Annotated in this window: 23 protein-coding genes; 12 read left to right on the forward strand and 11 right to left on the reverse strand. The window is 63.0% G+C overall.

What is annotated here, in order from left to right:
* Positions 1-45: 45 nt before the first annotated feature.
* From NYQ88_RS17270 to NYQ88_RS17285, 4 genes are all read right to left on the reverse strand, one after another.
* Positions 46-1,230 (reverse strand): amino acid aminotransferase, encoded by a 1,185-nt coding sequence (locus NYQ88_RS17270; RefSeq protein ID WP_275652339.1) that lies wholly within the window; start codon positions 1,228-1,230, stop codon positions 46-48.
* Between the two features lie 100 nt (positions 1,231-1,330).
* Positions 1,331-2,269, reverse strand: coding sequence for an electron transfer flavoprotein subunit alpha/FixB family protein (locus NYQ88_RS17275; RefSeq protein ID WP_275652340.1), 939 nt, complete (start codon positions 2,267-2,269; stop codon positions 1,331-1,333).
* On the reverse strand, positions 2,269-3,027 hold the full coding sequence (locus NYQ88_RS17280; RefSeq protein WP_275652341.1) for an electron transfer flavoprotein subunit beta/FixA family protein: 759 nt from the start codon (positions 3,025-3,027) through the stop codon (positions 2,269-2,271). Before NYQ88_RS17280 ends, NYQ88_RS17275 begins: the two co-directional genes overlap by 1 nt.
* A gap of 190 nt (positions 3,028-3,217) precedes the next feature.
* Positions 3,218-4,189, reverse strand: coding sequence for a Tim44 domain-containing protein (locus NYQ88_RS17285; RefSeq protein WP_275652342.1), 972 nt, complete (start codon positions 4,187-4,189; stop codon positions 3,218-3,220).
* Between the two features lie 200 nt (positions 4,190-4,389).
* On the opposite strand from NYQ88_RS17285, the gene NYQ88_RS17290 reads away from it, so the two are divergent.
* The 4 genes from NYQ88_RS17290 (at position 4,390) to NYQ88_RS17305 (ending at position 7,850) form a co-directional block, all read left to right on the forward strand.
* A complete protein-coding gene (locus NYQ88_RS17290; protein WP_275652343.1) occupies positions 4,390-5,556 on the forward strand; it encodes a M20 aminoacylase family protein in 1,167 nt (388 codons plus the stop codon).
* A 279-nt stretch (positions 5,557-5,835) separates the two neighbouring features.
* Positions 5,836-6,171: an endonuclease domain-containing protein gene (locus NYQ88_RS17295; protein ID WP_275652344.1), complete on the forward strand. Its 336-nt coding sequence runs from the start codon at positions 5,836-5,838 to the stop codon at positions 6,169-6,171.
* Positions 6,172-6,414: 243 nt separating this feature from the next.
* A complete protein-coding gene (locus NYQ88_RS17300) occupies positions 6,415-7,560 on the forward strand; it encodes an AbrB family transcriptional regulator (protein WP_275652345.1) in 1,146 nt (381 codons plus the stop codon).
* A 2-nt stretch (positions 7,561-7,562) separates the two neighbouring features.
* Positions 7,563-7,850 (forward strand): hypothetical protein, encoded by a 288-nt coding sequence (locus NYQ88_RS17305; RefSeq protein ID WP_275652346.1) that lies wholly within the window; start codon positions 7,563-7,565, stop codon positions 7,848-7,850.
* Between the two features lie 62 nt (positions 7,851-7,912).
* Here NYQ88_RS17305 and NYQ88_RS17310 read toward each other — a convergent pair whose 3' ends face one another.
* On the reverse strand, positions 7,913-9,541 hold the full coding sequence (locus tag NYQ88_RS17310; protein ID WP_275652347.1) for an alpha-glucosidase family protein: 1,629 nt from the start codon (positions 9,539-9,541) through the stop codon (positions 7,913-7,915).
* A 101-nt stretch (positions 9,542-9,642) separates the two neighbouring features.
* Between NYQ88_RS17310 and NYQ88_RS17315 the strand changes: the two genes are divergently transcribed.
* The 3 genes from NYQ88_RS17315 to NYQ88_RS17325 all read left to right on the forward strand — a co-directional run bounded on the left by NYQ88_RS17315 (position 9,643) and on the right by NYQ88_RS17325 (position 11,374).
* Entirely contained in the window at positions 9,643-10,104 is a 462-nt protein-coding gene (locus NYQ88_RS17315) for a GNAT family N-acetyltransferase (RefSeq protein ID WP_275652348.1), read from the forward strand.
* Positions 10,105-10,220: 116 nt separating this feature from the next.
* Positions 10,221-10,481: a hypothetical protein gene (locus tag NYQ88_RS17320; RefSeq protein ID WP_275652349.1), complete on the forward strand. Its 261-nt coding sequence runs from the start codon at positions 10,221-10,223 to the stop codon at positions 10,479-10,481.
* The gene (locus tag NYQ88_RS17325) at positions 10,478-11,374 is read left to right on the forward strand and encodes a hypothetical protein (protein WP_275654946.1); all 897 of its coding nucleotides are present in this window, start codon (positions 10,478-10,480) and stop codon (positions 11,372-11,374) included. Before NYQ88_RS17320 ends, NYQ88_RS17325 begins: the two co-directional genes overlap by 4 nt.
* Positions 11,375-11,382: 8 nt before the next feature.
* Here the strand turns inward: NYQ88_RS17325 and NYQ88_RS17330 are convergent, their stop codons facing one another.
* On the reverse strand, positions 11,383-12,498 hold the full coding sequence (locus NYQ88_RS17330) for a hypothetical protein (protein WP_275652350.1): 1,116 nt from the start codon (positions 12,496-12,498) through the stop codon (positions 11,383-11,385).
* Between the two features lie 141 nt (positions 12,499-12,639).
* On the opposite strand from NYQ88_RS17330, the gene NYQ88_RS17335 reads away from it, so the two are divergent.
* Both NYQ88_RS17335 and NYQ88_RS17340 read left to right on the forward strand, forming a co-directional pair.
* Complete coding sequence (locus tag NYQ88_RS17335; protein ID WP_275652351.1) at positions 12,640-12,930, forward strand: cupin domain-containing protein; 291 nt, start codon at positions 12,640-12,642, stop codon at positions 12,928-12,930.
* Positions 12,931-13,057: 127 nt separating this feature from the next.
* Positions 13,058-13,858 (forward strand): alpha/beta hydrolase, encoded by an 801-nt coding sequence (locus NYQ88_RS17340; protein WP_275652352.1) that lies wholly within the window; start codon positions 13,058-13,060, stop codon positions 13,856-13,858.
* Positions 13,859-14,008: 150 nt separating this feature from the next.
* Here the strand turns inward: NYQ88_RS17340 and NYQ88_RS17345 are convergent, their stop codons facing one another.
* Positions 14,009-14,938, reverse strand: a complete 930-nt coding sequence (locus tag NYQ88_RS17345; RefSeq protein WP_275652353.1) for a 2-hydroxyacid dehydrogenase — start codon at positions 14,936-14,938, stop codon at positions 14,009-14,011.
* Positions 14,939-15,023: 85 nt separating this feature from the next.
* Positions 15,024-15,959 (reverse strand): AEC family transporter, encoded by a 936-nt coding sequence (locus tag NYQ88_RS17350; RefSeq protein WP_275652354.1) that lies wholly within the window; start codon positions 15,957-15,959, stop codon positions 15,024-15,026.
* 164 nt (positions 15,960-16,123) lie between these two features.
* Here NYQ88_RS17350 and glpD point away from each other — a divergent pair, with 164 nt between their 5' ends.
* The 3 genes from glpD to NYQ88_RS17365 all read left to right on the forward strand — a co-directional run bounded on the left by glpD (position 16,124) and on the right by NYQ88_RS17365 (position 19,703).
* On the forward strand, positions 16,124-17,617 hold the full coding sequence (glpD, locus tag NYQ88_RS17355) for a glycerol-3-phosphate dehydrogenase (RefSeq protein ID WP_275652355.1): 1,494 nt from the start codon (positions 16,124-16,126) through the stop codon (positions 17,615-17,617).
* A 168-nt stretch (positions 17,618-17,785) separates the two neighbouring features.
* Positions 17,786-19,276 (forward strand): glycerol kinase GlpK, encoded by a 1,491-nt coding sequence (gene glpK, locus NYQ88_RS17360; protein WP_275652356.1) that lies wholly within the window; start codon positions 17,786-17,788, stop codon positions 19,274-19,276.
* A 100-nt stretch (positions 19,277-19,376) separates the two neighbouring features.
* A complete protein-coding gene (locus tag NYQ88_RS17365; protein WP_275652357.1) occupies positions 19,377-19,703 on the forward strand; it encodes a zinc ribbon domain-containing protein YjdM in 327 nt (108 codons plus the stop codon).
* Here the strand turns inward: NYQ88_RS17365 and NYQ88_RS17370 are convergent.
* From NYQ88_RS17370 to NYQ88_RS17380, 3 genes are all read right to left on the reverse strand, one after another.
* Positions 19,700-20,527 carry a DUF1499 domain-containing protein gene (locus tag NYQ88_RS17370; protein WP_275652358.1) on the reverse strand — a complete coding sequence of 276 codons (828 nt, stop codon included), beginning with the start codon at positions 20,525-20,527 and terminating at the stop codon, positions 19,700-19,702. The two genes, NYQ88_RS17365 and NYQ88_RS17370, sit on opposite strands and share 4 nt — an antisense overlap.
* A 65-nt stretch (positions 20,528-20,592) precedes the next feature.
* A complete protein-coding gene (locus tag NYQ88_RS17375; protein WP_275652359.1) occupies positions 20,593-21,732 on the reverse strand; it encodes a M48 family metallopeptidase in 1,140 nt (379 codons plus the stop codon).
* Positions 21,733-22,941 carry a DUF898 family protein gene (locus NYQ88_RS17380; protein WP_275652360.1) on the reverse strand — a complete coding sequence of 403 codons (1,209 nt, stop codon included), beginning with the start codon at positions 22,939-22,941 and terminating at the stop codon, positions 21,733-21,735.
* Positions 22,942-22,946: the final 5 nt, after the last annotated feature.

Raw genomic sequence — 22,946 nt, forward strand, 5'->3', positions numbered from 1 at the left:
GGTTAGCCGAGGTAGTCCATGGCGGCGCGGGGCCGCAAGCATTGCTCAGCGAATGGCGCCCAGAAACGCATCGGCGAGAGCACCGACGTGCTCTTCGGGGATACCGGCGACATTGATGCGGCTATCAGATGTCATATAGACACCGTTTCCGGCTTTTAAATGCTCCACGGCGTCGGCGGTGAGGCCGAGCAGAGAAAACATGCCGCGGTGACCGGCGACAAAGTCAAAATCGGTGGAATTGGAGCGCTCGCGGATCGCACTTGCGAGCTTTTCTCTCAATGAAATCATGCGGTTACGCATGACGCCCAGCTCTTCTTCCCATTCGGCGCGCAATTCGGCGTCCTGAAGGATGGTGCGGATGATCTCGGCACCGTGATCAGGCGGCTGAGAATAGGCGCCGCGAATGATGTTCAGAAGCTGCGAATTAGTAACATCGGCTTCTTCTGCATTGCGGGCGACGAGAATGGCGGCACCAACGCGTTCGCGGTAGAGACCGAAATTCTTCGAACCCGAGAATGCTATCACGGCCTCGGGGACCGTGGAAAGAATCTTGCGGGTGCCATAGGCGTCGGCTTCGATGCCATCGCCAAAGCCAAGATAGGCCAGATCGATGAAGGGCAGCGCGCCGGTGCGGGCGAGGCTTGCGGCAACCTGATCCCACTGCGCGTCGGTGAGGTTCGCGCCGGTCGGGTTGTGGCAGCAGCCGTGCAGGAGCACGATGTCGTCGGCGCCCAGTTTATCAAGCGCGGCAAGCATTTCGTCGAACTTCACGCCGCGCGTGACGGTGTCGAAATAGGGGTAGGTCGCGACTTTGAGGCCCGAATTATTGGCGATCGGAATATGGTTCGCCCAGGTCGGGTCCGAGACGTGGACCGTCGCACCGGGACGAGCGCGGTTGATCAGCTGCATCAGCACCCAGAGCGAGCCAGTGCCGCCCGGAGCCTGCGCGATGCGGACGCGCAAGAGATCGACAGCGTCGGCTAGGACGAGGTCGAGAACCGCAGTGCCAAAGCCCTTGTTCCCGGCGATGCCGAGATAAGTCTTTGTTTTTTCGTTCGAAAGCATCCGCTCTTCGGCCTTGCGGACCGAGGTCATGACCGGGGTCACACCTTTTTCGTCTTTGTAGACGCCGACGCCGAGGTCGATCTTGGTGGGACGGGCATCAGCCGCATATTCGCCCATGAGCGCAAGGATCTTGTCGCCAGGGGCCTTGGAGAGGTTTTCGAACATTTTATGAAGTCCGGTGAGAAGGCGCGGTCTTTATAGGCGCGCGGGGGATTTTTGCAATTGGGAGCGGCTTTGGACGGCCGGTTTTTGAAACGGGAATGGGTCAGCCGGTGGGTCTGGAGACCCCAAGCTTCTCCAGTTCGGCAATCAATTGCGGAACAACTTCAAAGAGATCGCCGACAAGCGCGACATCGGCGAGTTTCATCAACGGAGACTCGGCATCGGTATTGATGGCAAGAATCTTCTTGGCGCCCTGGATGCCGGCGAGGTGCTGGAGCGCGCCGGAAATCCCGATGGCGATGTAGAGATCGGGGGCGATGATCTTGCCGGTCTGGCCGATCTGCCAATCGTTCGGCGCATAGCCGGCATCGACCGCAGCGCGGGTGGCGCCGACCGCTGCACCAAGAGTTTTGCCAAGCTTTTCAATGAGTTGAAAACCTTCGGCGGAGCCGACGGAGACGCCACCACCAATGACGATCTGGGCCGTCGAGAGGTCCGGCACATCACTCTGGTTGCGGTGCGCGGCAAGCAGGCGCGCCAGCGAAGTGACTGAATTCTCGAGCGTTTCGACGGGTGCGGAACCACCAGCAGCGACCGGGCGGAAGGCGGAGGCGCGAAAGGTCAGCAGGTGCAGTGGCTGCGGGTCGGTGACGGTTTCGAGCGCATTGCCGGCGTAGATCGGGCGGGTAAACCGGTTGGGCGCCGCGATGGCGACGATGTCGGTGACCGGCTGGATATCGAGCTTGGCGGCCAGACGCGGAATGACATCCTTGCCAACAGAAGAGGCGTTCGCGCTAACAGACTGGTAGCGTTGAGCGCAGCTTTCGAGCGTAAGTGCTAACGCTTCGGCGGTGCTTTGCCCTTGAGCGACCAGGACTTTCCGAACATGGGAGAGGGTGGACGCAGCCTCGGCGATGGCGGCGGGCGCCTCGGCGACGACCAGAAGATCAACCGGGCCCAGCTGGCTGGCAGCGGCAACAAGGCGCGCCGTGGCGGGAGAGAGTTTTCCGTTGTCGTGTTCGGCAAGCAGAAGAACGGACATCAGAGCGCCTCCATCTCGTTGACTTCGGCGGCGACGGCCGCGGCGAACTCGGCAACCGAGGCGACGCTTCTTCCTGCCACACGTTCGGGCGGCGGGGATATGTTTTCGACGATGAGGCGCGGCGTGAGATCGACGCCGAGATCGGCAGCGGCGCGGACGGCCAGGGGCTTGGAACGCGCCTTCATGACCATGGGCAGGGCTGCATTGCGCGGGGTGTTGAGGCGGAGATCGGCAGTGACCACGGCCGGCAGCGGCAGCGAGAGAGTCTCGCGGCCATAATCGACCTCGCGAGTGACTTCGAGGGTGGTGCCATCGAGCTTGATCTCGGAGGCGAAGGTGGCCTGCGGACGATTGGTGAGCGCCGCCAGCATCTGGCCAACGTGATTGCTGTCATCGTCGACGGCCTGCTTGCCCAGAAGAATGAGATCGGGCTGCTCCTCATCGACAATTTTGGCGAGGAGCTGGGCGATGGTGAGGGTTTCGAGGGTCTGCTCGGCCTCGACGAGAATGCCGCGATGGGCGCCCATGGCAAGGGCGGTGAGGATCACGTCGTTGGTGTTCTTGGGGCCGATGGACACCACGACGATCTCGTCGGCTTTTCCAGCTTCCGCCAGCTGCACGGCGGCTTCCACCGCATGCTTGCAGAAGGGGTTCATCGACATGCGCACGCCGGCTGTCTCGACGCCCGTTCCATCAGGACGGACACGGATGCGCACATTGTGGTCGACCACGCGCTTGACGGCGACGAGGATTTTCATTGAGCAACTCCCGGGGCTGGGCATCCCTTCGCAAAAAGGGGCGAACGGGGCAAGGCACGGAAGGGAAATTTTGGGCTAGCGGGCGGCGCTTTGTTGAAAAATGTCGCCCCGGGGCATCGCAGGCGGCGAAGACAGAAAAGCCCGCGCTTCGGGAAGAAGCGCGGGCCGGGAATATCAGTGGTAGAGCCGATCAGGCTTCCTGGATCGCCGAGAGCAACCAGTCGCCGCCCACATCACGCTTGAAGGTCCAGATTTCGACGGACTCGGTGGCGTTATCGGCATCGCCTTCGACGATGGCGCCGGTCTGGCGATCCTGCGTGTAGTCGATGGACGAATAGCGCATGGCGACGGTGGCGTATTCGACCTTGCCTTCGCGCCAGCTTTCCGAGAGATCGCCCTGCAGCAGAGTGACATCGGATACGTGGTTCTTGACGCCATTGGTGGCGTTGGTGGCCAGTTCTTCGGAGAGGTAGCCCATGACTTCAGGCGTGGTCAGCGCGCGCAGGGCCGAATAGTTCTCGCTCGAGAATGCAGCCTGGACGCGGGTGAGCATCTGCTCGAAGACCTGGAGATCTTCCATGCCGATGTTGAGCGCGTTCTTGCCCGGCACGGGCTGTGCGGCGCGCGGCGCGGCAGTGCCTCCACCAAACATCTGGCCGAAGTTATTCGGCTGGGCATTGGGCTGCGGCTGGGCCTGGTAGGCCGCCACATCGGGACCGCCGGCAGTGGCCTGACGCGGGCCGCGGAAGAAGCGCATGGCCAGCCAGATGACGCCACCGATGAGGGCGATCTGCGCAACCATGGCCAGAATGCCACCCATGCCGCCGAAGCCACCACCCATCAGGAGACCAATGATGCCGCCGAGGGCGAGACCGCGCAGGAGCGAGCCGCCAAAGCCGTTCATGAAGCCACCGCGCGGCTGAGCCGACTGAGCGGTGGGGGCAGCAGAAGGCTGGTTCTGACCGGGGGTCATGGTGCGCTGAACCGGGGCAACCTGGCCCGGGGCCGTGTTGGTCGGCGCGGGCGAATTGAAAGTGTTGGCGCCGCGGCTGCCGAAGCTGCCGCCACGACGGGCTTCTGCATCACTGACCGAAACCATGGAGAATGCCATGAGCAGACAGGCGAAGAGGCTAGCGAAACGGAAAGACTTGGAAGCGAACATATACCCGACCACAAAACAGAGTTGTGGGGGATATAGGGGCTGATGGCCGGGATGTGTAGCGCAGGCGGCGCAAAAAGTTGCCGGAACGGTTTTTTGTACGGCTGCGGCACTCCGGACGGGAAGAAGCTGCAGCGCAGCAGTTGACGGGAGGGATTGGGACAAGGACATTGTCCCTCTCTCCCATCTGCTTTGGTTCTTCCATGCCCGTTATCAATCGCATTGCCGAATTCCACGATGAAATCACCGCCTGGCGACGAGATCTGCACGCCAATCCGGAGCTTTTGTTTGATGTGCACCGCACCGCGGGCATCGTGGCGGAGAAGCTGCGCGAATTTGGCTGTGACGAGGTGATGACCGGGCTGGGCCAGACCGGGGTGGTGGCGATCATCAACGGGCGCGGCGGGCCGGGCAAGACCATTGGCCTTCGCGCCGACATGGACGCCCTGTCGGTGACCGAAAAGACCGGCGCGCCGCATGCCTCCACGGTTCCGGGGAAGATGCATGCCTGCGGCCACGACGGGCATACTTCGATGCTGCTGGGAGCGGCGAAATATCTCAGCGAAACCCGCAATTTCAGCGGGCGCGTGGCGCTGATCTTCCAGCCGGCCGAAGAGGGAGGCGGCGGCGGGAAGGTGATGATCGAGGACGGGCTGTTCGAGAAAGTCGCCATCGACGAGGTTTATGGGATGCACAACTGGCCGGGCATGCCGGTTGGGCATTTCGGCATCCGCGTCGGCGGGATCATGGCGGCGACTGACCGGTTCTATATCGACGTTGTCGGCCAGGGCGGACACGCAGCGCGGCCGCAGCAGACCGTCGACCCGCTGATCGTGTCGGCCCAGATGGTGGTGGCGCTGCAGACCATCGTCTCGCGCAACCTCGATCCGATGGCCAATGCGGTGCTGAGCGTGACCATGCTCGAGGCCGGCGAGGCGGACAATGTGATTTCGCGCACGGCGAAAATCACCGGCACGGTGCGCACGCTCGATCCGGATGTGCAGGATTTCATTGAAGCCAAGCTCAATGAGATGGTGCCTCAGTTTGCAAAGAGTTTTGGCGCCGAGGCGAGCATCCGCTACGTGCGCGGCTATCCGGTGACGGTCAACAGCGAGCGGGAAACCGCCTTTGCTGCGGATGTGGCGCGCGACGTTGTGGGTGAAGAGCGCGTGGACGACGACGTCGCGCCATCGCTGGGCGGGGAGGATTTCTCCTTCCTGCTGCAGGAGCGCCCCGGCGCCTATATTTTTCTCGGCAATGGCAATTCGAGCGAACTGCACACCGACACCTATGATTTCAACGACGACGCGATTCCGGTGGGCGTGAGCTATTGGGCGCGGCTGGTGGAAAAGGCCCTGCCGGTGGGGTGAGGTTTTTTGGGGGCGAAGAGACCCCCTCCCGAGCGCCGCTAGGGTCCTTGGACCCAAGCTCTGCTTGCCCTCCCCTCAAGGGGGAGGGTGGGATCGTGGTTGTGGCACGTTTTGCCAACATGGCTGGTGTTTGGCGTTGTCTAACCCATACACCGCAGTCACCCTCCCCCTTTGGAGAGGGCCAGGGAGGGGGACTTTCTGTGCCACCACGCACTCTCTGGAACACAGGCTGGAACGCTGACAGAGTGCATTGATCGCTAATCCCTGATACGAGGGGACATGTCGCAGCTGGCGCGCAGGCTGAGGAAGAACCCTACACCGGCGGAAATCCGGTTCTGGCGATTGATCGCGCCGCTTCGAACCCGTCATCACTTTCGCAAGCAAGTCCCGATGGTGCGCTATGTGGTCGACTTTGCCAGCCACTCAGCCAAGCTGATCGTCGAGATCGACGGCGACAGCCATTATCTTGGTGATGGGCAGCGTCGCGACGCCGCGCGGGATGCGGTTTTGGGCGAGCATGGCTATCGCGTGTTGCGGTTCACCAATGATGAGGTGATGCATAGCGCTGAAGGCGTTTATCTGGCGCTGGCCAGAGCGCTGGGGGAAGCGGATTGAGGACGGAAGCCCCCCTCCCGAGCGTCGATTGGGTCCGTTGGACCCAAGCTTTGCTTGCCCTCCCCTCAAGGGGAGGGTGGGATCGTGGTTGTTGCACGCTTTGCGAAACAGTGTTGCTGGCGTTTTCTCGTCCACCCACTGCAGTCACCCTCCCCCTCGAGGGGAGGGCCAGGGAGGGGGGGCTTTCTTGATCCTGGTGCTACGGCCACAAGCCCACTCCTAAAATCCAAGATAGCTCTTTGAATGTTGGGCGAACATGGGCAGGGTGGCGGGGCCTTTCCTGCCAGTTTCTGTGCCATGCCCCGCCCTGCCCTTTCTGATTTTTATTCCTTTGTCCTGACGCTGGGACTGGCGACGCTTGGTGGCGGGGCCGCGACGATGCTGGGCTTGCCAGCGGGGTGGCTTATGGGGTCGGCGCTGGCGGTGACGCTGGCGGCGATGATGGGCCTGCCGATCCGGATGCCGAACTGGCTGCGGGATGTGATTTTCGTTCTGATCGGCATGTCGATGGGCGCGAGCGTGGCGCCGGACAGCCTGTCGCTGCTGGCGAGCTGGCCGATCAGTCTTGCGGCGCTGGCGATCGAGCTGGTGATCATTATTGCCGCGACCGGCTGGATGCTGACGCGGCTTTTCGGGCTCGATGCAGGGACGGCTTATCTCAGCTCGTTTCCGGGGCATTTGTCGCTGGTCCTCGGCATTGCGGCCAGCGGGGTGGGCAATCCACGGCAGATCGTCATTATTCAGGTGATCCGCATTTTCATGCTGACCATTGCCGTGCCGGTGATGGCGATGTTCCTGCCGCTGGGGGACGGCCTCGCGCAAGTGTCGATGGGCGTGATGAGCCCGGTGCAGCTGATCCTGCTCGCGGCGGGGTGTGTCGCCGTGGGGCTGGTGTTCAACAAACTGAAAATTCCGGCGGGGATGGTGCTGGGCGCCATGGCGGCGGCGACGGTCGCCAAGCTGGGCGGGCTCTACGTCGAGACCATGCCCGAGCCGCTCATGGTGATCACCTTTGTGCTGACCGGGGTTCTCATCGGGTCGCGCTTTGTGGGGATCACACGGAGCGAATTTCTGTCGGCAGCCAAGGGTGGTCTCATTGCGACGGCAATGACGGTGGGGATCTGCACCGCCATCACGCTCGTCGTCGCCCAGTTCGTCGACATGCCGTTTGGGCAGATCTGGCTGGGGCTGGCGCCGGGGGCGATCGAGGGCATGGGCGCGCTGGGGATTGCGCTGGGCTATGATACCGCCTTCATTGCAGCCCACCATGTGGTGCGCCTCTTGATGCTGAGCTTTGCCATCCCCACAGTGGTGATGCTGGTGCGCTGGCAGGAGAAGGCTGCGCAGAACCGTAAAGCCGGCGGATCGCCGGATCCGAAAGGGAGCTGAAGATGAAACGGATTGCCATAGCCAGCGTGATGCTGATGGGGCTGACCCTGCCGGCAGCGGCCGTGCCCTATTGCACGGGCTCGGGGGTGAGTTTTTCGTTCGGCTTTTCGGTGGGCAAGTTCAGCGAAAGCGAAGTGAACGAATTCAATCTTATGCGGCTGCGGCAGATGGGTGTTGATGCCACTGCGGCGGAAAAATGGAACGGCTGCATCCGCGCCTTTGTGCGCAAGCCGGGTGGCGGGGAAGAGATGCAGTTCTTTGACCCGGATACTTTTGCCCGGGTTTATTGAGAATACCCCAACCTGACCTCCCCCTGGTAGGGGGAGGGACGAAAGGGCCGATGGGTTTGGTGTCAGACTGAAACTGAGCTTTCGCCCGCAGGGACTTCGACGATCGCAAAACCGTTGGGGCCGAGGGAGAGGTGCTCGTCGATGAAGGTGGCGTTGTTGCTGACCGGCTCGAGCGGGGTGCCGTCGACGCCCGAGAGCGTGATGTGGCGAGCGTCAGGGGAGAGATTGAAGACGCAGATGAGGTCCTTGTTGCCGGCGCTGCGGCGATAGGCGAGGACCGGCTCCGGCGTGTCGAAAAATTCGATACCGCCGGTCTGCAGCGCCGGTTGGGAGCGACGCCACGCCAGCAGCTCGCGATAGTAACTGAGGGTCGAGCCCGGGTCCTCGTTCTGGCCTTCGACATTGAGCGCGGACTGGGTGTGCTTGATCGGCAGCCAGGGTTTGCCGGTGGTAAAGCCGTTTGGCGGCGGGCCGGCTTCCCAGGGCATGGGGGTGCGGCAGCCGTCGCGGCCCTTGTCGCCGGGCCAGAAGCGGATGCCGCGCGGGTCGGTCAATTCCTCAAAGGCAATGTCGGTTTCGGGCAAGCCCAGCTCTTCGCCCTGATAGAGGCAGACCGAGCCGCGCATGGTCAGCACCAGCGCAGCCGCCTGGCGGGCGAGATCGGCGGGCGAGACGCTGTGGGGCGCCCAGCGCGTCATGTGGCGGATGACGTCGTGGTTGGAAAAGCTCCAGCACGGCCAGCCTTCGCCGCTCGAAAAGAAGGTTTCGAGCTTGCCGCGGAAATGAGCGGCAGTGAATTTGGGACTGAGGAAATCGAACGAATAGCACATGTGCAGCATGTCGCTGCCGGCGGTGTATGCCGACATCAGCTCGACCCCGCGCTCGTCGTCCCCGACTTCGCCGACGCTGGTGGCGTTTGGATATTCGTCGAGCAGCTTTCGCACACGCTTCAGCCAGTCGATATTTTCGGGCTGGCTCTTGGAGAACTGGTGGCTCTGCATGTCGTAAGGATTGACCTTGAGCGTGTCATCCTTGTCGCGCGGCAGCGGCGGATTGGAGCGGAGCTGGTCGTCGTGGAAATAGTAATTGACCGTGTCGAGGCGGAAGCCATCGAGCCCGCGTTCGAGCCAGAAGCGCATGGTGTCGAGCACCGCGTCCTGGACTTCGGGATTGTGGAAGTTGAGGTCGGGCTGCGAAGTCAGGAAGTTATGCAGGTAATATTGCTTGCGCCCGGTGTGCCATTCCCAGGCGGAGCCGCCAAAGACCGAGAGCCAGTTGTTGGGCGGGGAACCATCGGGATGGGGATCGGCCCAGACATACCAGTCGGCCTTGGGATTGGTACGGTTGAAGCTCGACTCCTGGAACCAGGGATGGCGATCCGAGGAGTGGCTGACCACCTGGTCCATGATGACCTTGAGGCCAAGGGCGTGGGCGGATTTGATCAACAGATCGAAATCCTGCAGCGAGCCGAAAAGCGGGTCGACATCCTTGTAGTCGGAAACGTCGTAGCCCATGTCGGCCTGGGGCGATTTGGTGATGGGCGAGAGCCAGATGCAGTCCACGCCGAGGCTGGCGATGTGGTCCAGCCGTTCGATGATGCCCGGCAGGTCGCCGACGCCATCGCCATTGCTGTCCTGAAACGAGCGAGGATAGACCTGATAGATCACTCCGCCGCGCCACCATTCCTTCATGGACCTGTCCCTTTCGTGGATTCGCAAGCTAGGCTAGCGGTTTGTGGCGCGGCTGGAAATCCGGCCCAGTGCAGGGCGCCAATGCGTGAGGAGCCGGGAAAATGGCAATAGAGACAGCATTGCTGATCGACCGTGGCGATACGGTGACGCCGCTGGTCGACCTCCTCGAGGCGGTGTGGCCGGAGTGGTATAATCCGCGTGGCGCCTCGGCGCGGGCGGATCTGGCGGAGCGGATGGCGCGCGAGCACATGCCGCTGGGGATCGTCGCTTTTGTCGACGGGGCTTTGGCGGGCACATGTGCGCTGGCGGCAAAATCGGGCGGGCTGGTGACGGAGCGCGGGCCGTGGCTGGGCGGGCTCGTGGTGGCGCCTGAGTTTCGCGGACAAGGCGTTGGGGCGGCGCTGCTGGCGCGGACACTGGTCGAGGCGCGGCGGCTGGGGCATGAGCGGGTCTATGCGCTGACCGCCACGGCGCAGGCTCTGTTTGTGCGCGAGGGTTGGCGGCTGGTGGAGACGACGCCGGTGCATGGCGAGGTGCACGCGGTTTTCGTCCAGAGCTGCTAGTGCCCTGCTCCCATTCGTAAAACTGGCGCGAAGATTTCATGGACCCTCCCAAACGGGAGCGGTGAAACGCCGCTGCCAGGACTAGCCTTTGTGGACGCGCCACTCCGGCGCAGACCATGGAGGACAAGATGGCACTGATCTCAAAGCACTTCGAAAAGGTCGACCTCAAGACGGGCGTTGGTGCCCGGCTTGGCGTGTTGACCGAGCAAGAGCGGATCATACAGGCCAAGTATGAAGCAATGGGGGGCGAGGCCCGACTGGGGAAACCGCGCGAGAAAAAGGCGCGCATGTGGGTCTTTGACGGCCATGCCATCGTCTACAACAAGACAAGGAAGGCGGCCTTCCATGTGATGGGGCGATCTACGAAAAGTGGATAGACCGCGGGGGGCTCAAGTGGGGCGAACCGACGACGGACGAGACAGCAACCCCGGACGGCGTGGGCCGCTACAATCATTTCAACGAGGGCGGCGCCTCGATCTATTGGCATCCGAACACCGGCGCCTGGGGCATCTACGGGGATATCCGCAAACGCTGGGCGGAACTGGGATGGGAGCGCAGTTATCTCGGCTATCCCACCAGTGACGAGGACGACATCGACGAAGGCGGCCGCGCCAACAGTTTTGAGCACGGGCAGATCTATTGGTGGCCGGACACCGGCGCCATCGATATGCGCGGCGTTGTTATTCACTACACAGGCTTTTATGCTCACAAGGAGTCGGACTGGGACCAGGGATCGGGCTCGGACGAACCCTATGCCATCTTCTCGATGGTGGCTCCGAAAGTGGCACCCTATTCCCTGCGCACCAAGGTTTATAGCGGGGTGGACGACAATTCGAGCCGGCCTGACCTGATGGAGCTCTATCGTGGTCCCGCCTGGGGTATCGGCATTGTGGTGACCGCAATGGAACAGGACCACGGCGATCCGGAAAAAGCCCGACAGAAGATACAGAGTGCCTGGGTGGCCAATCACGAGATCGGCAAATTCGTCATGGATTTCATCCCCCTGGTAGGGCCAATTTTGTCCAAGCTCGCGGGCGCTCTGCTGGATGACGTGATGCCCAGCGTCGGCAATTCCCTGGCCGGGTTTCTCAATATGGGAGACGACACCATCGGGACCTATGCGTTTACGCTCAAGACCAAGCAATTGGTGATGTTGGCCACGCGGACCCCGAACTCGGTCTTCAAGGGGATCGGCTACAAGCTGCAGTCGGGCATGATGAAGCGCGGCGGCGCGGAATATCGTGTCTATCTGGGGGTGGTGCCGGCCTGACCCCGGCTCTATCCCGAAAGACGCGATGCCAGGCGGATCAGCTCCGCCTGGCGATTGACGCCGGTCTTGCCGAAAATGGCCTTGAGGTATTGCCGGGCTGTTTCGTGGGTGATGCCGAGCGTTGCGGCGGACGGGAGAGGCTGGCCCAGCACCAGCGCCGCCACAAGCTGGCTTTCGCGGGCTGTCAGCCCATATCTGTCGACCAACCGCACCAGAGCGTGGCGGGCGATGACCTGAGCATCCGTTACGAGAACTGCGACCCAGCCATGGTCCAGCCCGGCGGCCGACAAGATCGCCAGCCCCCTGACCGGCAGGACAGAAACGGAGAGCGCCGGCCGACCCGGGCGCTTCACGGAAAACGCATTAACCCCACCGCCAACGGACGCACCCGGCAGGGTATCGGGCCAACGCTGCACGGCGGCAACCCGCTCGGCCAGCCGGGCAGATGCGGAGCCAGAGCAACAGCTCAGGCCGCGACTGGTGAGAACAAAACTTTCGCCACTGGCCAGGAGGTCGTCGGCCATAGCGTTTCGGTAGGCGAGACGTCCGGCGGGATCGATGAGGAACAGTGCCTGATGGAGGCTATCAAGGGTTAGTCCTGCAGCGAGGGCGATCTGATTGGCGCGCTGAAGGCTTTGCCGGATTAACTGGGCGGTTGCGATATGTGGCAGGAGCGCCTGCAGGGCCGCGACCTCGCTATCGCGAAAATCGGCTCCGAGACGCAGGGAACGGCAGAAGAAAATGGCGTTGAGTGTGCCCTTACCCCACCAATAGGCGCATGCGGAAAGACCACCGTCATATCTGTACAGCAGCTCCCGATAAATGCGTTCGCGCCTCAGCGCAGCGAGGTCGCTATAGTCGGTATTGCGGAAAAAGGTAGCCTCTGGCGGATAAACGTCGGGGAGCCTCGACAACTCCGCTATGCCCATCAGCCGCTCCGAAGTGGTGATATCGGCGAGATGTCGGGAGGTTCGGACCAGTCGGGAGGGACCGGATTCCAGCATCACCACATGCTCGACATTGATCCAATGACTCAGGGCGTCGAAAATCGGTTCGTCGTCCGTCAGGGTGGCCGCGGCCTCGTAGAGACCACGAATGATATTTTCTGCAGAGCCCGGGCGCATATTGCCAGCCTCCTCGCCGTTCCGAGGGTGGAGCCAGCATAGTCCCCTCCCCGCCCCGGCTGGAAATCAAATCAATGGGCGGGGCTGGCGCCGTCGAAATGAGCGCGGCAGGATCGTCGCGGGGGAAAGGAGGAAACTGCCATGGTTCATGTCCTGCCCGCAGCTAATCGGCCGCCCGGCACCAGCCGGACAATCCGCTTTGAAGGGGAAGCCTATGGGACGCCGGTTTCCTTTTTCGCGGTGGATGTCGCGCCCGGGCATGGGCCGGTGCTGCACCGTCACCCCTATGCCGAGACCTGGATCGTGCTGCGTGGCCGGGCAGAGGTGGTTGCCGGAGATCGGGTCTTCCCATCGGCCCAGGGGATGTGGCCGTGGTGCCGGCGGAGACGCCGCACAAATTCACCGCGATCGGGGACGAGCGGCTGGAAATGACCTGCATCCATGCCGCCGGGATGATGGTGCAGGAGAATCTCGAATGAGAAGGCGTTGGGGACTGGTCGCTGTGGCGTGGATGGTCGCAGGAATGAGCGTGCCGGCGAGAGGACAGGAGAAAACGGAAATGGACACGTCAGCAACAAGCGGGCGGATCGCCGTCAATGGGGTGCAGTTGCATTACGAGATCCATGGCGCGGGCAAGCCGCTGATGATGCTTCATGGCGGGGTCAACCCGGCGGATATGTTCGGCGCGCCGCTCAAGGCCATGGCCGAGGCGCATCAGGTGATTGCGGTGCATCTTCGCGGGCATGGGTTGAGCAGCGATGGCGATGCGCCATGGAGCTCCGAGCTGATGGCGGATGATGTGGATGTGCTGCTGGGGACGCTGGGGATCGGGAGCGCCGATGTGATGGGCTATTCGCTGGGGGGCGGCGTGGCGCTGCAGCTGGCGATCCGGCACCCCGAGCGGGTGGGCAAGCTGGTGATGGTTTCGGCCAGCATCAAGACGAGCGGCAATTATCCGGAGGTGGAAGAGGCTTTTAAGGCCATGGGCGCACAGGCGGGCGCGATCGGGGCGTATCTCGCGACCACCCCCATCGGAGAGATGTATCCCGACGTGGACTGGGAAAAGCTGATGCGGCGGACCGGGGAGATGGCGGCGGCGCCGTTTGACTGGTCGGAAGGGGTGAAGGCGCTAGACGTCCCGACGCTGGTGATCTTTGCCGACGCCGACATGATGTATCCCGAGCATATCTCGGAGATTTACCGACTGCTAGGTGGGGGGACGCGGGATGCGGGCGTGGATGGGTCATTGCGGCCGACGCAGAACCAGCTCGCGATCATTCCGGGGACCACGCATTATGATCTGATCAGCAAGGGGGTGGGGCCGGTGACCGGTTTTGCCAAGGCGTTTTTGGCGGATTGAGGGAGGCGATGGGGCCGAGGATTTTGTGGCTCTCTTACCCCCACCCGACCTCCCCCTGAAAAAGGGGGAGGGGTGGATCGGGGCTCTCGATGTCTGGCTTCCCACTGGCCGGTCCCTCCCCCGTCTTCCGGGGGAGGTTAGGAGGGGGTTTTAGACCACCGCGCTTATCAGCGGTTCGCCGGCGAAGTGTTTTTCGAGGTTGGCGACGAGAAGCGCGCCCATGGCGTCGCGGGTCTGGTTGGTGGCGCTGCCCTGGTGGGGGGAGAGGACGACGTTGTCGAGGCTGAAGAGCGCTTCGGGGACCGAAGGCTCGTTTTCAAATACGTCGAGGGCGGCGCCGCCGAGGCCGCCGTTTTGCAGGAGCTCGACCATGGCGGCTTCATCGATCAGCGTGCCGCGGGCGACGTTGACGATGGCGCCCTTGGGGCCGAGGGCTTCGAGGACTTTTCGCGAGACGATCTTTTCGGTGCCCTTGCCCCCGGGGGCGATAATCACCAGCCAGTCGGCGTCGCGGGCCATGTCCTCGAGATTGTCATAGTAGACATAGGGCACGGACGGCTGGGCGCTGCGGCCGTGATAGACGACGCGCATCTTCATGGCCTGGGCGCGGGAGGCGATCTCCTTGCCGATACGGCCGAGGCCGAGAATGCCGACGGTCTTGCCGGTCAATTCGGAGAAAAGGCCGAAATTGGCATTGGGCCATTTGCCCTGGCGGACGAACTGGTCGGACTGCGGAATGCGGCGGGCGAGCGAAATCATGAGGCCGATGGTGAGCTCGGCCACCGCGTCGTTGAGCACGTCGGGCGTGTTGGTGACGCGGATATTGCGGGCCTTGGCGGCGCGTGTGTCGATATTGTCGTAGCCGACGCCGAAGCTGGCGATGATCTCGAGATTGGGCAGCGCGTCCATGAGATCGGCCTGGACGCCGGAGCCGGCATGGGCGCGAATGCGGGCGCCGTTTTCCTTGAGCCAGGCAGAGGGGGCAGCCTGTTCGTGCAGCTTGTGGACAGTGTAGCGCTCGGCAAGCGCCTTTTCGCAGGAGGCCAGAAGCGGGCCGGTCTGGAGAATTTCGATGGTCATGAAAAGGCGTCCCCCTCAGGTGGCAAAGGCTTGGTGATGATAGTCGAAACGGCCGTCGCGTCACCCCTCCCGGGCAAGGCGACGGCTATAGGGCTAGGATATAGAGCCAAGCGGAAATGGTCAGCGCCGACAGCAGGGTGGCGATGAGAATGGTGTTGGCGGCAACACTGGTGCCGCGATCGTAATAGGTGGCGAAAACATAGATGTTCACCCCGGCCGGCATGGCCGCGAGCAGAATGCCGTAGCGGGCGATATCCATGGGCACGCCCAAGACGTGGATCATCAGCACATAGGCGAGCAGCGGGTGGAGGATCAGCTTGATCAGCGAGGCCACCAGCGCCTGACGCCAGTTTTCCGAGAGCTTGAATTCGTTGAGCGCGCCGCCGATGCCGAAGAGCGCGGCGGGGACCACGGCCTGGCTCATCATGGAAAAGAAGGCTTCGGCCGGTTCGATCAATTGCAGATTGAGGAGCGAGCCGATGATGCCGGCGGCGATGCCCCAGATCAGCGGATTGGAAACGACGCGGCGGATGGCGACGATGAGGGTCTTGCCCAGCGACTGGCCATCGCGGCGCACCAGTTCCATCGTCACCATGCCGAGGGTCAGGAGGATCGCGCCATGCAGGCCCAGAATGGATAGCGTGACGGGCAGCGCTTCTTCCCCATAGGCGCGGGTAATGATCGGCAGGCCGATAAGCACGGTGTTGGTGAAAGTGCCGGCAAAGCCGAACGAGACGCTTTCGCCCGGGCGATTGCCGAAGAACTGCCGGGCGATAAAAATGCCGAGGCCAAAGCAGATGAAGGCGCCGATATAAAACGGGCCGATGATCGACAGATTGAACGCCGAACGGAAATCGCTGGTCAGGATCGACAGAAACAGCAGGCACGGCGTCGCGAAATTATTGACGAAGGCGATGAGGCTTTTGACACCCTCGGCCGGAAACAGGCGATAGCGAACGGCGCCAAAGCCAAGCGCCATCATGGCGAAGATCGGCGCGATAACAAAGAGGATGTCGAGCATTGGCCTGCAGGTCCGGGCCGGAGGAACAGGGGGAGGCCTAAACGTTCATCTCATTGTGGTCAATTGCCATCTGGTATGGAAGTGACGCAGGATCGAAACGAAACATATTACGTTCACAAACGAAAGATAATGACGTAAAAACGAAAGTCGCGGAGCGGAAAATCATGAGCGAGACGGCGATGCTGGATGTGTTCGTCATTGGCGGGGGGATCAACGGCGCGAGCGTCGCCCGGGACGCGGTGGGGCGCGGGTTCACCGTGGGCCTAGCCGAAATGAATGATTTTGCCTCCGGCACGAGTTCGGCCGCGACCAAGCTGGTGCATGGCGGGCTGCGCTATCTCGAGCATTATGAATTTCGCCTCGTGCATGAGGCGCTGGCCGAGCGCGAGGTGCTGTGGGCGGCGGCGCCGCACATCATCCGTCCGCTGCGGTTCGTGCTGCCGCATCACAAGGGGCTGCGCCCCGCTTTCGTGCTGCGCACCGGGCTGGCGATGTACGACTATATGGGCGGGCGCAAATTGCTGCCGCCGACCAAGACGCTGGATCTGACGCGCGATGTGACCGGCACGCCGCTGAAGCCGGGGTATCGGCTGGGCTTTGAATATTCGGACTGCTGGGTGGACGATGCGCGCTTTGTGGTGCTGAACGCCCGCGACGCGGCAGACAAGGGCGCAAAGATCCATGTGCGCACCAAGGTGGTATCGTCGCGGCGCGAGAATGGCGGCTGGACCATCGAACTCGATGGCGAAGGCGGGCGCGAGACGGTTCGGGCCAAACTGCTGGTCAATGCCGCCGGGCCGTGGGTGGACACTGTCATCAACGGGGTGATGGGCAAGAACGGGACGCATAATGTGCGGCTGGTTCAGGGCAGCCATATCGTGGTGAAAAAGCTCTATGACCACGACCGCTGCTATATCTTCCAGAATGGCGACGGGCGGATCATCTTCGCCATTCCTTATGAGGGGGATTTTACGCTGATCGGCACCACCGACCGCGACTATAAGGGCGACCCCAAGGATGTGAAAATCTCCGAGGAGGAGACGGATTATCTCCTCAGCGCGGCCAGCGAATATTTTGCCAAGCCGGTGACACGGGACGAGATTGTCTGGACCTATTCGGGCGTACGGCCGCTGTTCGACGATGGCGCCAGTGCGGCGCAGGAGGCGACGCGCGACTATGTGCTCAAGGTCGATGGAACGGCGGGCGAAGGGGCGGCGATCAATGTGTTTGGCGGCAAGCTGACGACCTCGCGGCGCCTCTCGGAATCAGTGCTCGAAAAGATCGAGGGGCTGATCGGTCACAAGGGACCGGCCTGGACCAAGGAAAGCACCCTGCCCGGCGGCGATTTTCCGACGCTCAATTTCGAGGCGGAAGCGCGCCGGCTGGGCATGGATTTTGCTGATCTGCCGCAGAAGCTGACGCGGCGGTTGATGCGGCTTTATGGGACCAAGGCGCGGGTGCTGCTGGGCGAGCGCAAAACCATTGCCGATCTGGGCCAGCATTTTGGGGCTGATCTTTATCAGGCCGAGGTGGATTATCTGGTTGCAGAGGAATGGGCGCGGACGGCACAAGATATTCTGTGGCGCCGCACCAAGCTTGGGCTGCGGGTCGCGCCGGAGGATGTGGCGCGGCTGGAGGAATATCTGGCGGGGAGGTGAGACCCCCACCCGGCCTCCCCCTGAAGGAGGAGGAGGAGTGGGGCCGGTGATGGTGGCGGCACCGTCGCAAACCCGGGTGATGACGGCAGTGCCGAGACATTTCAGCTGGGCGCAGAAATGTCGTCCTTCTCCCTCAAGAGGAGAGGGGAAGAAGCGAGTGGAGGGAAAATGACAAAATATATTCTGGCCATTGATCAGGGGACGACGTCGAGCCGGGCCATTGTGTTTGATGGCGAGCGGAAGATTGTTGGGGTGGGCCAGAAGGAATTTACCCAGATCTTTCCGAACGATGGCTGGGTGGAGCATGACCCGGAGGAGATCTGGGAGAGCGTGGTCGAGACCATCCGAATCGCTCTGGACAAGGCCGGGATCAGCGCCGGGGATGTGGCGGCGATCGGGATCACCAATCAGCGCGAGACGACGCTGATCTGGGACAAGGCCAGCGGCGAGCCGATCCATAATGCGATTGTCTGGCAGGACCGGCGGACGGCGGCGATCTGTGCGGAGCTGAAAGAGGCCGGGCACGAGGCGCTGTTTACCGAGCGCACCGGGCTGCTGCTCGACCCCTATTTTTCCGGCACCAAGGTGAAGTGGCTGCTCGACAGGGTCGAGGGCACGCGGGCGCGGGCGGAAAATGGCGAGCTGGCTTTTGGCACGGTCGATAGTTTTCTGATCTGGCGACTGACCGGTGGGAAGGTCCACGCCACCGACGCGACCAATGCGGCGCGCACGCTGATGTTCGACATTTCGCGCAATGAATGGGACGACGAACTGCTGGGCGTATTGGGTGTTCCCAAGGCGATGCTGCCGGAGGTGAAGGATTGCGCCGATGATTTTGGCGTGACGGATGCCAGCCTGTTCGGGGCGGCAATTCCGATTTTGGGCGTTGCCGGCGACCAGCATGCGGCCACCATCGGGCAGGCCTGTTTCGAGCCGGGCATGGTCAAATCGACCTATGGGACGGGGTGTTTTGCCGTTCTCAATACAGGCGCAGAAATGGTGCGCTCCAACAATCGGCTGCTGACGACCATCGCCTATCGGCTGGATGGGAAAACCCATTATGCGCTGGAGGGGTCGATCTTTATCGCCGGGGCAGCGGTGCAGTGGATCCGCGACGGGCTGAAGCTGGTTCAGCATGCCAGTGAAACCGGGCCGCTGGCGCGCAGCGCAGACCCGAGCCAGCATCTCTATATGGTGCCTGCCTTTGTGGGGCTCGGCGCACCCTGGTGGGATGCGGATGCGCGCGGGGCGATTTTCGGGCTGACGCGCAATACCGGGCCGGCGGAAATCGCCCGGGCGGCGCTGGAAGCGGTCTGCTACCAGACGCTCGATCTGCTCGAGGCGATGCGAAAAGACTGGCAGGGCGGCGGCACGGAAACCGTGCTGCGCGTCGATGGCGGCATGGTGGCGTCGGACTGGACGATGCAGTTCCTCGCCGACATTCTCGATGCGCCGGTTGACCGGCCGACCATCCTTGAGACGACGGCGCTGGGTGCGGCGTGGCTGGCGGGGATGAAGGCGGGCATCTGGCCGGACATGGCGAAATTTGCCGAGAGCTGGGCGCGTGACACGCGTTTCGAGCCCAAGATGGACGCCGCGGAGCGGGGCCGGAAGGTGCGCGGCTGGGACGATGCGGTGCGGCGGGTGCTGACGACTTAGTTTACGCCCTTGGCGGTCTCCTCCACCCGGCCTCGCTCCTGGAAGTAGAGGGCCGATAGTCCCTTGGTAGCGTGTGCCCCTGCCCGCGGTTGGCAAAGGCTTGGGGAAGTGCCATAGCAGCCTCATGACTGAGAACAATGACGACTACATCTATGACGAAGCGACGGGCGAATGGCTGCCGGCTTCCGAGGTGGCAAGCAAAGCCAGCGCGAGCCTTGAAGTTCGGGATGCCTCGGGCACTCTTCTGGCCGATGGCGACCAGGTGGTGCTGATCAAGGACCTCAAGGTCAAGGGCGCCGGACAGACCCTCAAGCAGGGCACGGTGATCAAGTCCATCCGGCTCACCGACAATCCTGAAGAGATCGATTGCCGGCACGACGCCATCAAGGGCCTCGTGCTGCGCACCGAGTTCGTGCGCAAACGCTAATCGGCTTCGCCCTCGACGCCTGGCGGGGGCGGTTCCTCTTCTTCAGCCACAGGCTGATTGGCGTTGGGATTGTCGCGGAGGAGACGCGTCACCTCGCCGTCGAGCGCCACCATGAATTCCGAAATACGCTCGCCGTTCGAGCTGAAATCGTGCCAGGCATTAATCGAGGCCGAGCGCATGTCGATGGCGGCACCCTGAGGGTCCGGGGACACGCGAATGACCGCCTCCTCTCGCCAGCCGGCGAGCGTCGTGATCCGCGCATTGATGCGGCCGTTCTGACCACTTTCGCCCGGAGCCGCGCGCATGCGGACATCCCAGCCGCGTTCGGCGACGAGCCGTTCGGCAAGGGCGAAGAGCTGTGCCGGATCGAGCGGATAGCGGCGCGTTGTGGCATTGGGGAAGATGCGGGCCTGCTCGGCCGCCGGGATCAGTTTTGGCGCGGGCATGGCGCGCGTGTCCGGCAGGAACAGCAGGGGCAGTTCGCCCCGATCGACCGTAGCGATGTCGGTGACCGGCGGATAGCGCCAGGCCAGATAGCCGTAATAGCCAAAAGGCATGAGGCAGAGTGCGCCCAGGAAGAGGCCCATCAGCGCCCTGCCCCAACCCTGATCGCCGCTGTACCAAAGGCGGATCAGCGCGATGAGTGCGGTGAGGAGGGCGAAAAATGCTGTCGCCGCGGCAACAAGAGCGGCAATAGAAAAGCTCGGAGAGTCGATCAGGCCGAGATGGTGCAGGCCAATGGGCAAGACGAGGAGCGGCACCGCCAGCCGGCCTAGCCGCTGCGCCCAGATGGCCCATTTCGAGGTACGGATCAGTATGCGCACCGCTGCCTTTTCCCCTTTGTTGCGCGCACTCTAGCGGCAAGGTCTTTCCCGAGGTTGAACAAGACTTAAGGGCGCTTCACTTTGGCGACAGGCGGTTGGCACATGGTGCGGATCGCCTCCCATTCCGCCGCGGTAAACGGCGGCGCGAGACCCGTTGGCCGCTCACGCGACAGGGCTTCGAGCGCGATGCGCCGATCATCGGTCAGCGGATGGGTGTTGAGAAGGGCCAGAGCGCGGCTGAAAGCATCGTCCTGACTGACCCGGGCGATAAGGGCGGCAAAGCCGGCCGGCTGATAATCGAGCCGCTGGGACACCAGGGCGGCGAAACGATCGGCTTCGTGCTCGGCCTCGCGGGAAAACCGCGCGTCGATGATGGTGGCGCCAAGGCCGGCGGCGACGGAAATGCCGGTGAGATCGCCGAGGATAAAGCCGATCAGCGCGCCAGTACCGGCGGTGGAGACCAGCTGTTCCATGCCATGGCGATAGGCGATATGGCCGATTTCGTGGGCGAGGACGCCGGCGAATTCATCGGGCGTGCGGGCAGCGTTGAGCAGGGCTGAGTGGAAATAAATCCGGCCGCCGGGAATGGCGAAGGCATTGGGAATATCGGACCGGACGACGCGGATATCGAGGGTGAAGGGCGAAGTGGTTTCGGCCAGTGCCTCGGCGGCGAAGCGGGCAATGGCGCGATTGGCAAGGCTCTGAGGGTCGGGATCGCAAAGCGGAAGCCCATCGTCCCCGCCCAGGCTGGCTTCGACCTGATCGGCCACGGTGGCGCCAATGCCCTCTTCCCAGCCGGGCGGGATGAGATGGACCACGCGGCTGGCCAGGAGCGGGACGAAGAAGACATAGGCAAGGATGACCGAAGCCAGCGCCAGGGTGGAAAGAATGGCAAGGCGGAACTGGCGGCCGCTTTCGACCCGCTGGCGCTCGCGCAGAACCGGCAGGGTGGCGAGGATGCGGGCGATGTCGTTTTCGGTTTCGATGACCAGCCGGGCGCCGTCCGGGGCATCAGTGGCGCCGAGCCGCAATTGGCCGGCGCGGGCGGGAATCTGGACGAGGTTTTTGGCAGCCCAGCGCACGAGAACGTCGTCGGACCCGGCGGGATGGATCAGCAGCGTGCCATCGCCGGCACCGCGCTCGTAGCTGAGGGCAACGTGGTGGACCGCCGAAGTCAGGCCATCGTGGTAGCGGGCGGGGATCACTTAAAAGCCCCCGACATTGAGAGCGTCGGCGAGGCCTTCACCGGCGAGAGCCTTGTCTTCGGCACGAGCACGCACATCGCCGAGCGTGTCGAGGCCGCTGATGACGGCGCTGCGGGCGAGGAGGTGCCAGAAGCCGTAGCCGAGGAAAAGCTCGTGGACATAAGTGAAGGCGCCGAACAGCAGGAGATAGCCGAAAATGATGGCGAGCAGCGTGATGGTGCTCGACTGCATGGCGCGGATCAGGAGGTCGAAGTCCACCCCGTAACCGGCAAAGGCTTCGCTCGCGAGAATGGTGAGGACGACGAAGCCGCCGAGGGCGAGGATGATGTAAGCGGCCACGAGCGCGATGGCGAAGAGAAGATATTGCCAGAGGAAGCGCAGGCCGGAAAAGCGGAGGGTCAGCGCCGCTTCGCCCAGCCGCACGGCGGAGAACATGCGGCTGATTTCGGTGGCGCGGTAAAAGGTGACGACAACGAAGCCGGCAAGGAGCGGGGCGAGCAGCGAAACAGAGCCGGTCGGGTCAGCTTCGAGCGGCGCTTCGATGAGACCGGCTTCATCGGCGACGACAAGCCCCCAGATGGCGAGCGCGGCGACCGCGATCCAGGACAGGTAATAGGGCACGGCCAGCTGTTTCCAGCTGCCGACAAAGCTGAAGCGGCGATCGCCAAACCAGCTGTGGGCATAGCGATAGGACCAGAGATTGGCCGCCATGAAAGGATAGGCGAGCCCGAGGGTGGCAAGCGTCAGCAGCGACCAGAGGAAGCGCCGCAGCGCGTAGCCCCAGGCGCTGCCGGCCTGATCGAAGCGGATGCCGCGCCAGAGGGTGCGCGAGAGGCGGAAATCGCGCGCCCGGTAGTGGGCATAGCCGAAGAGCAGCCAGAGCAGCACGGCGGCGGCGCCATAGCCGATGATGACAATGGTCGCCGACTGGGTGGAGAGAAAGAAAAACAGCCCATAGACCGGGACGAAGACGACCAGCGCCATGAGGAAGCCGAGCAGCAGCTGGCCGGCCTCGCCGGTATATTCAAGCGTCTCGCCGCCGATATCGGTGTGGCCCCAATAAAAGCGGCGGCGGGCGGTGGTCAGCCAGAAGCGATAGAGCCCGATGGTGGGCACCAGCAGGACGTAATAGCGCAGGAGCACGAGGGCGAGCGCACTGCGCTTGCCCCAGAACCGAACGGCGGATGTGCCCGAAGCCGCGCCAGCCATCTCTG

It is taken from the genome of Devosia sp. SD17-2 (assembly GCF_029201565.1).
In the GTDB taxonomy this organism is placed as follows: Bacteria; Pseudomonadota; Alphaproteobacteria; order Rhizobiales; family Devosiaceae; genus Devosia.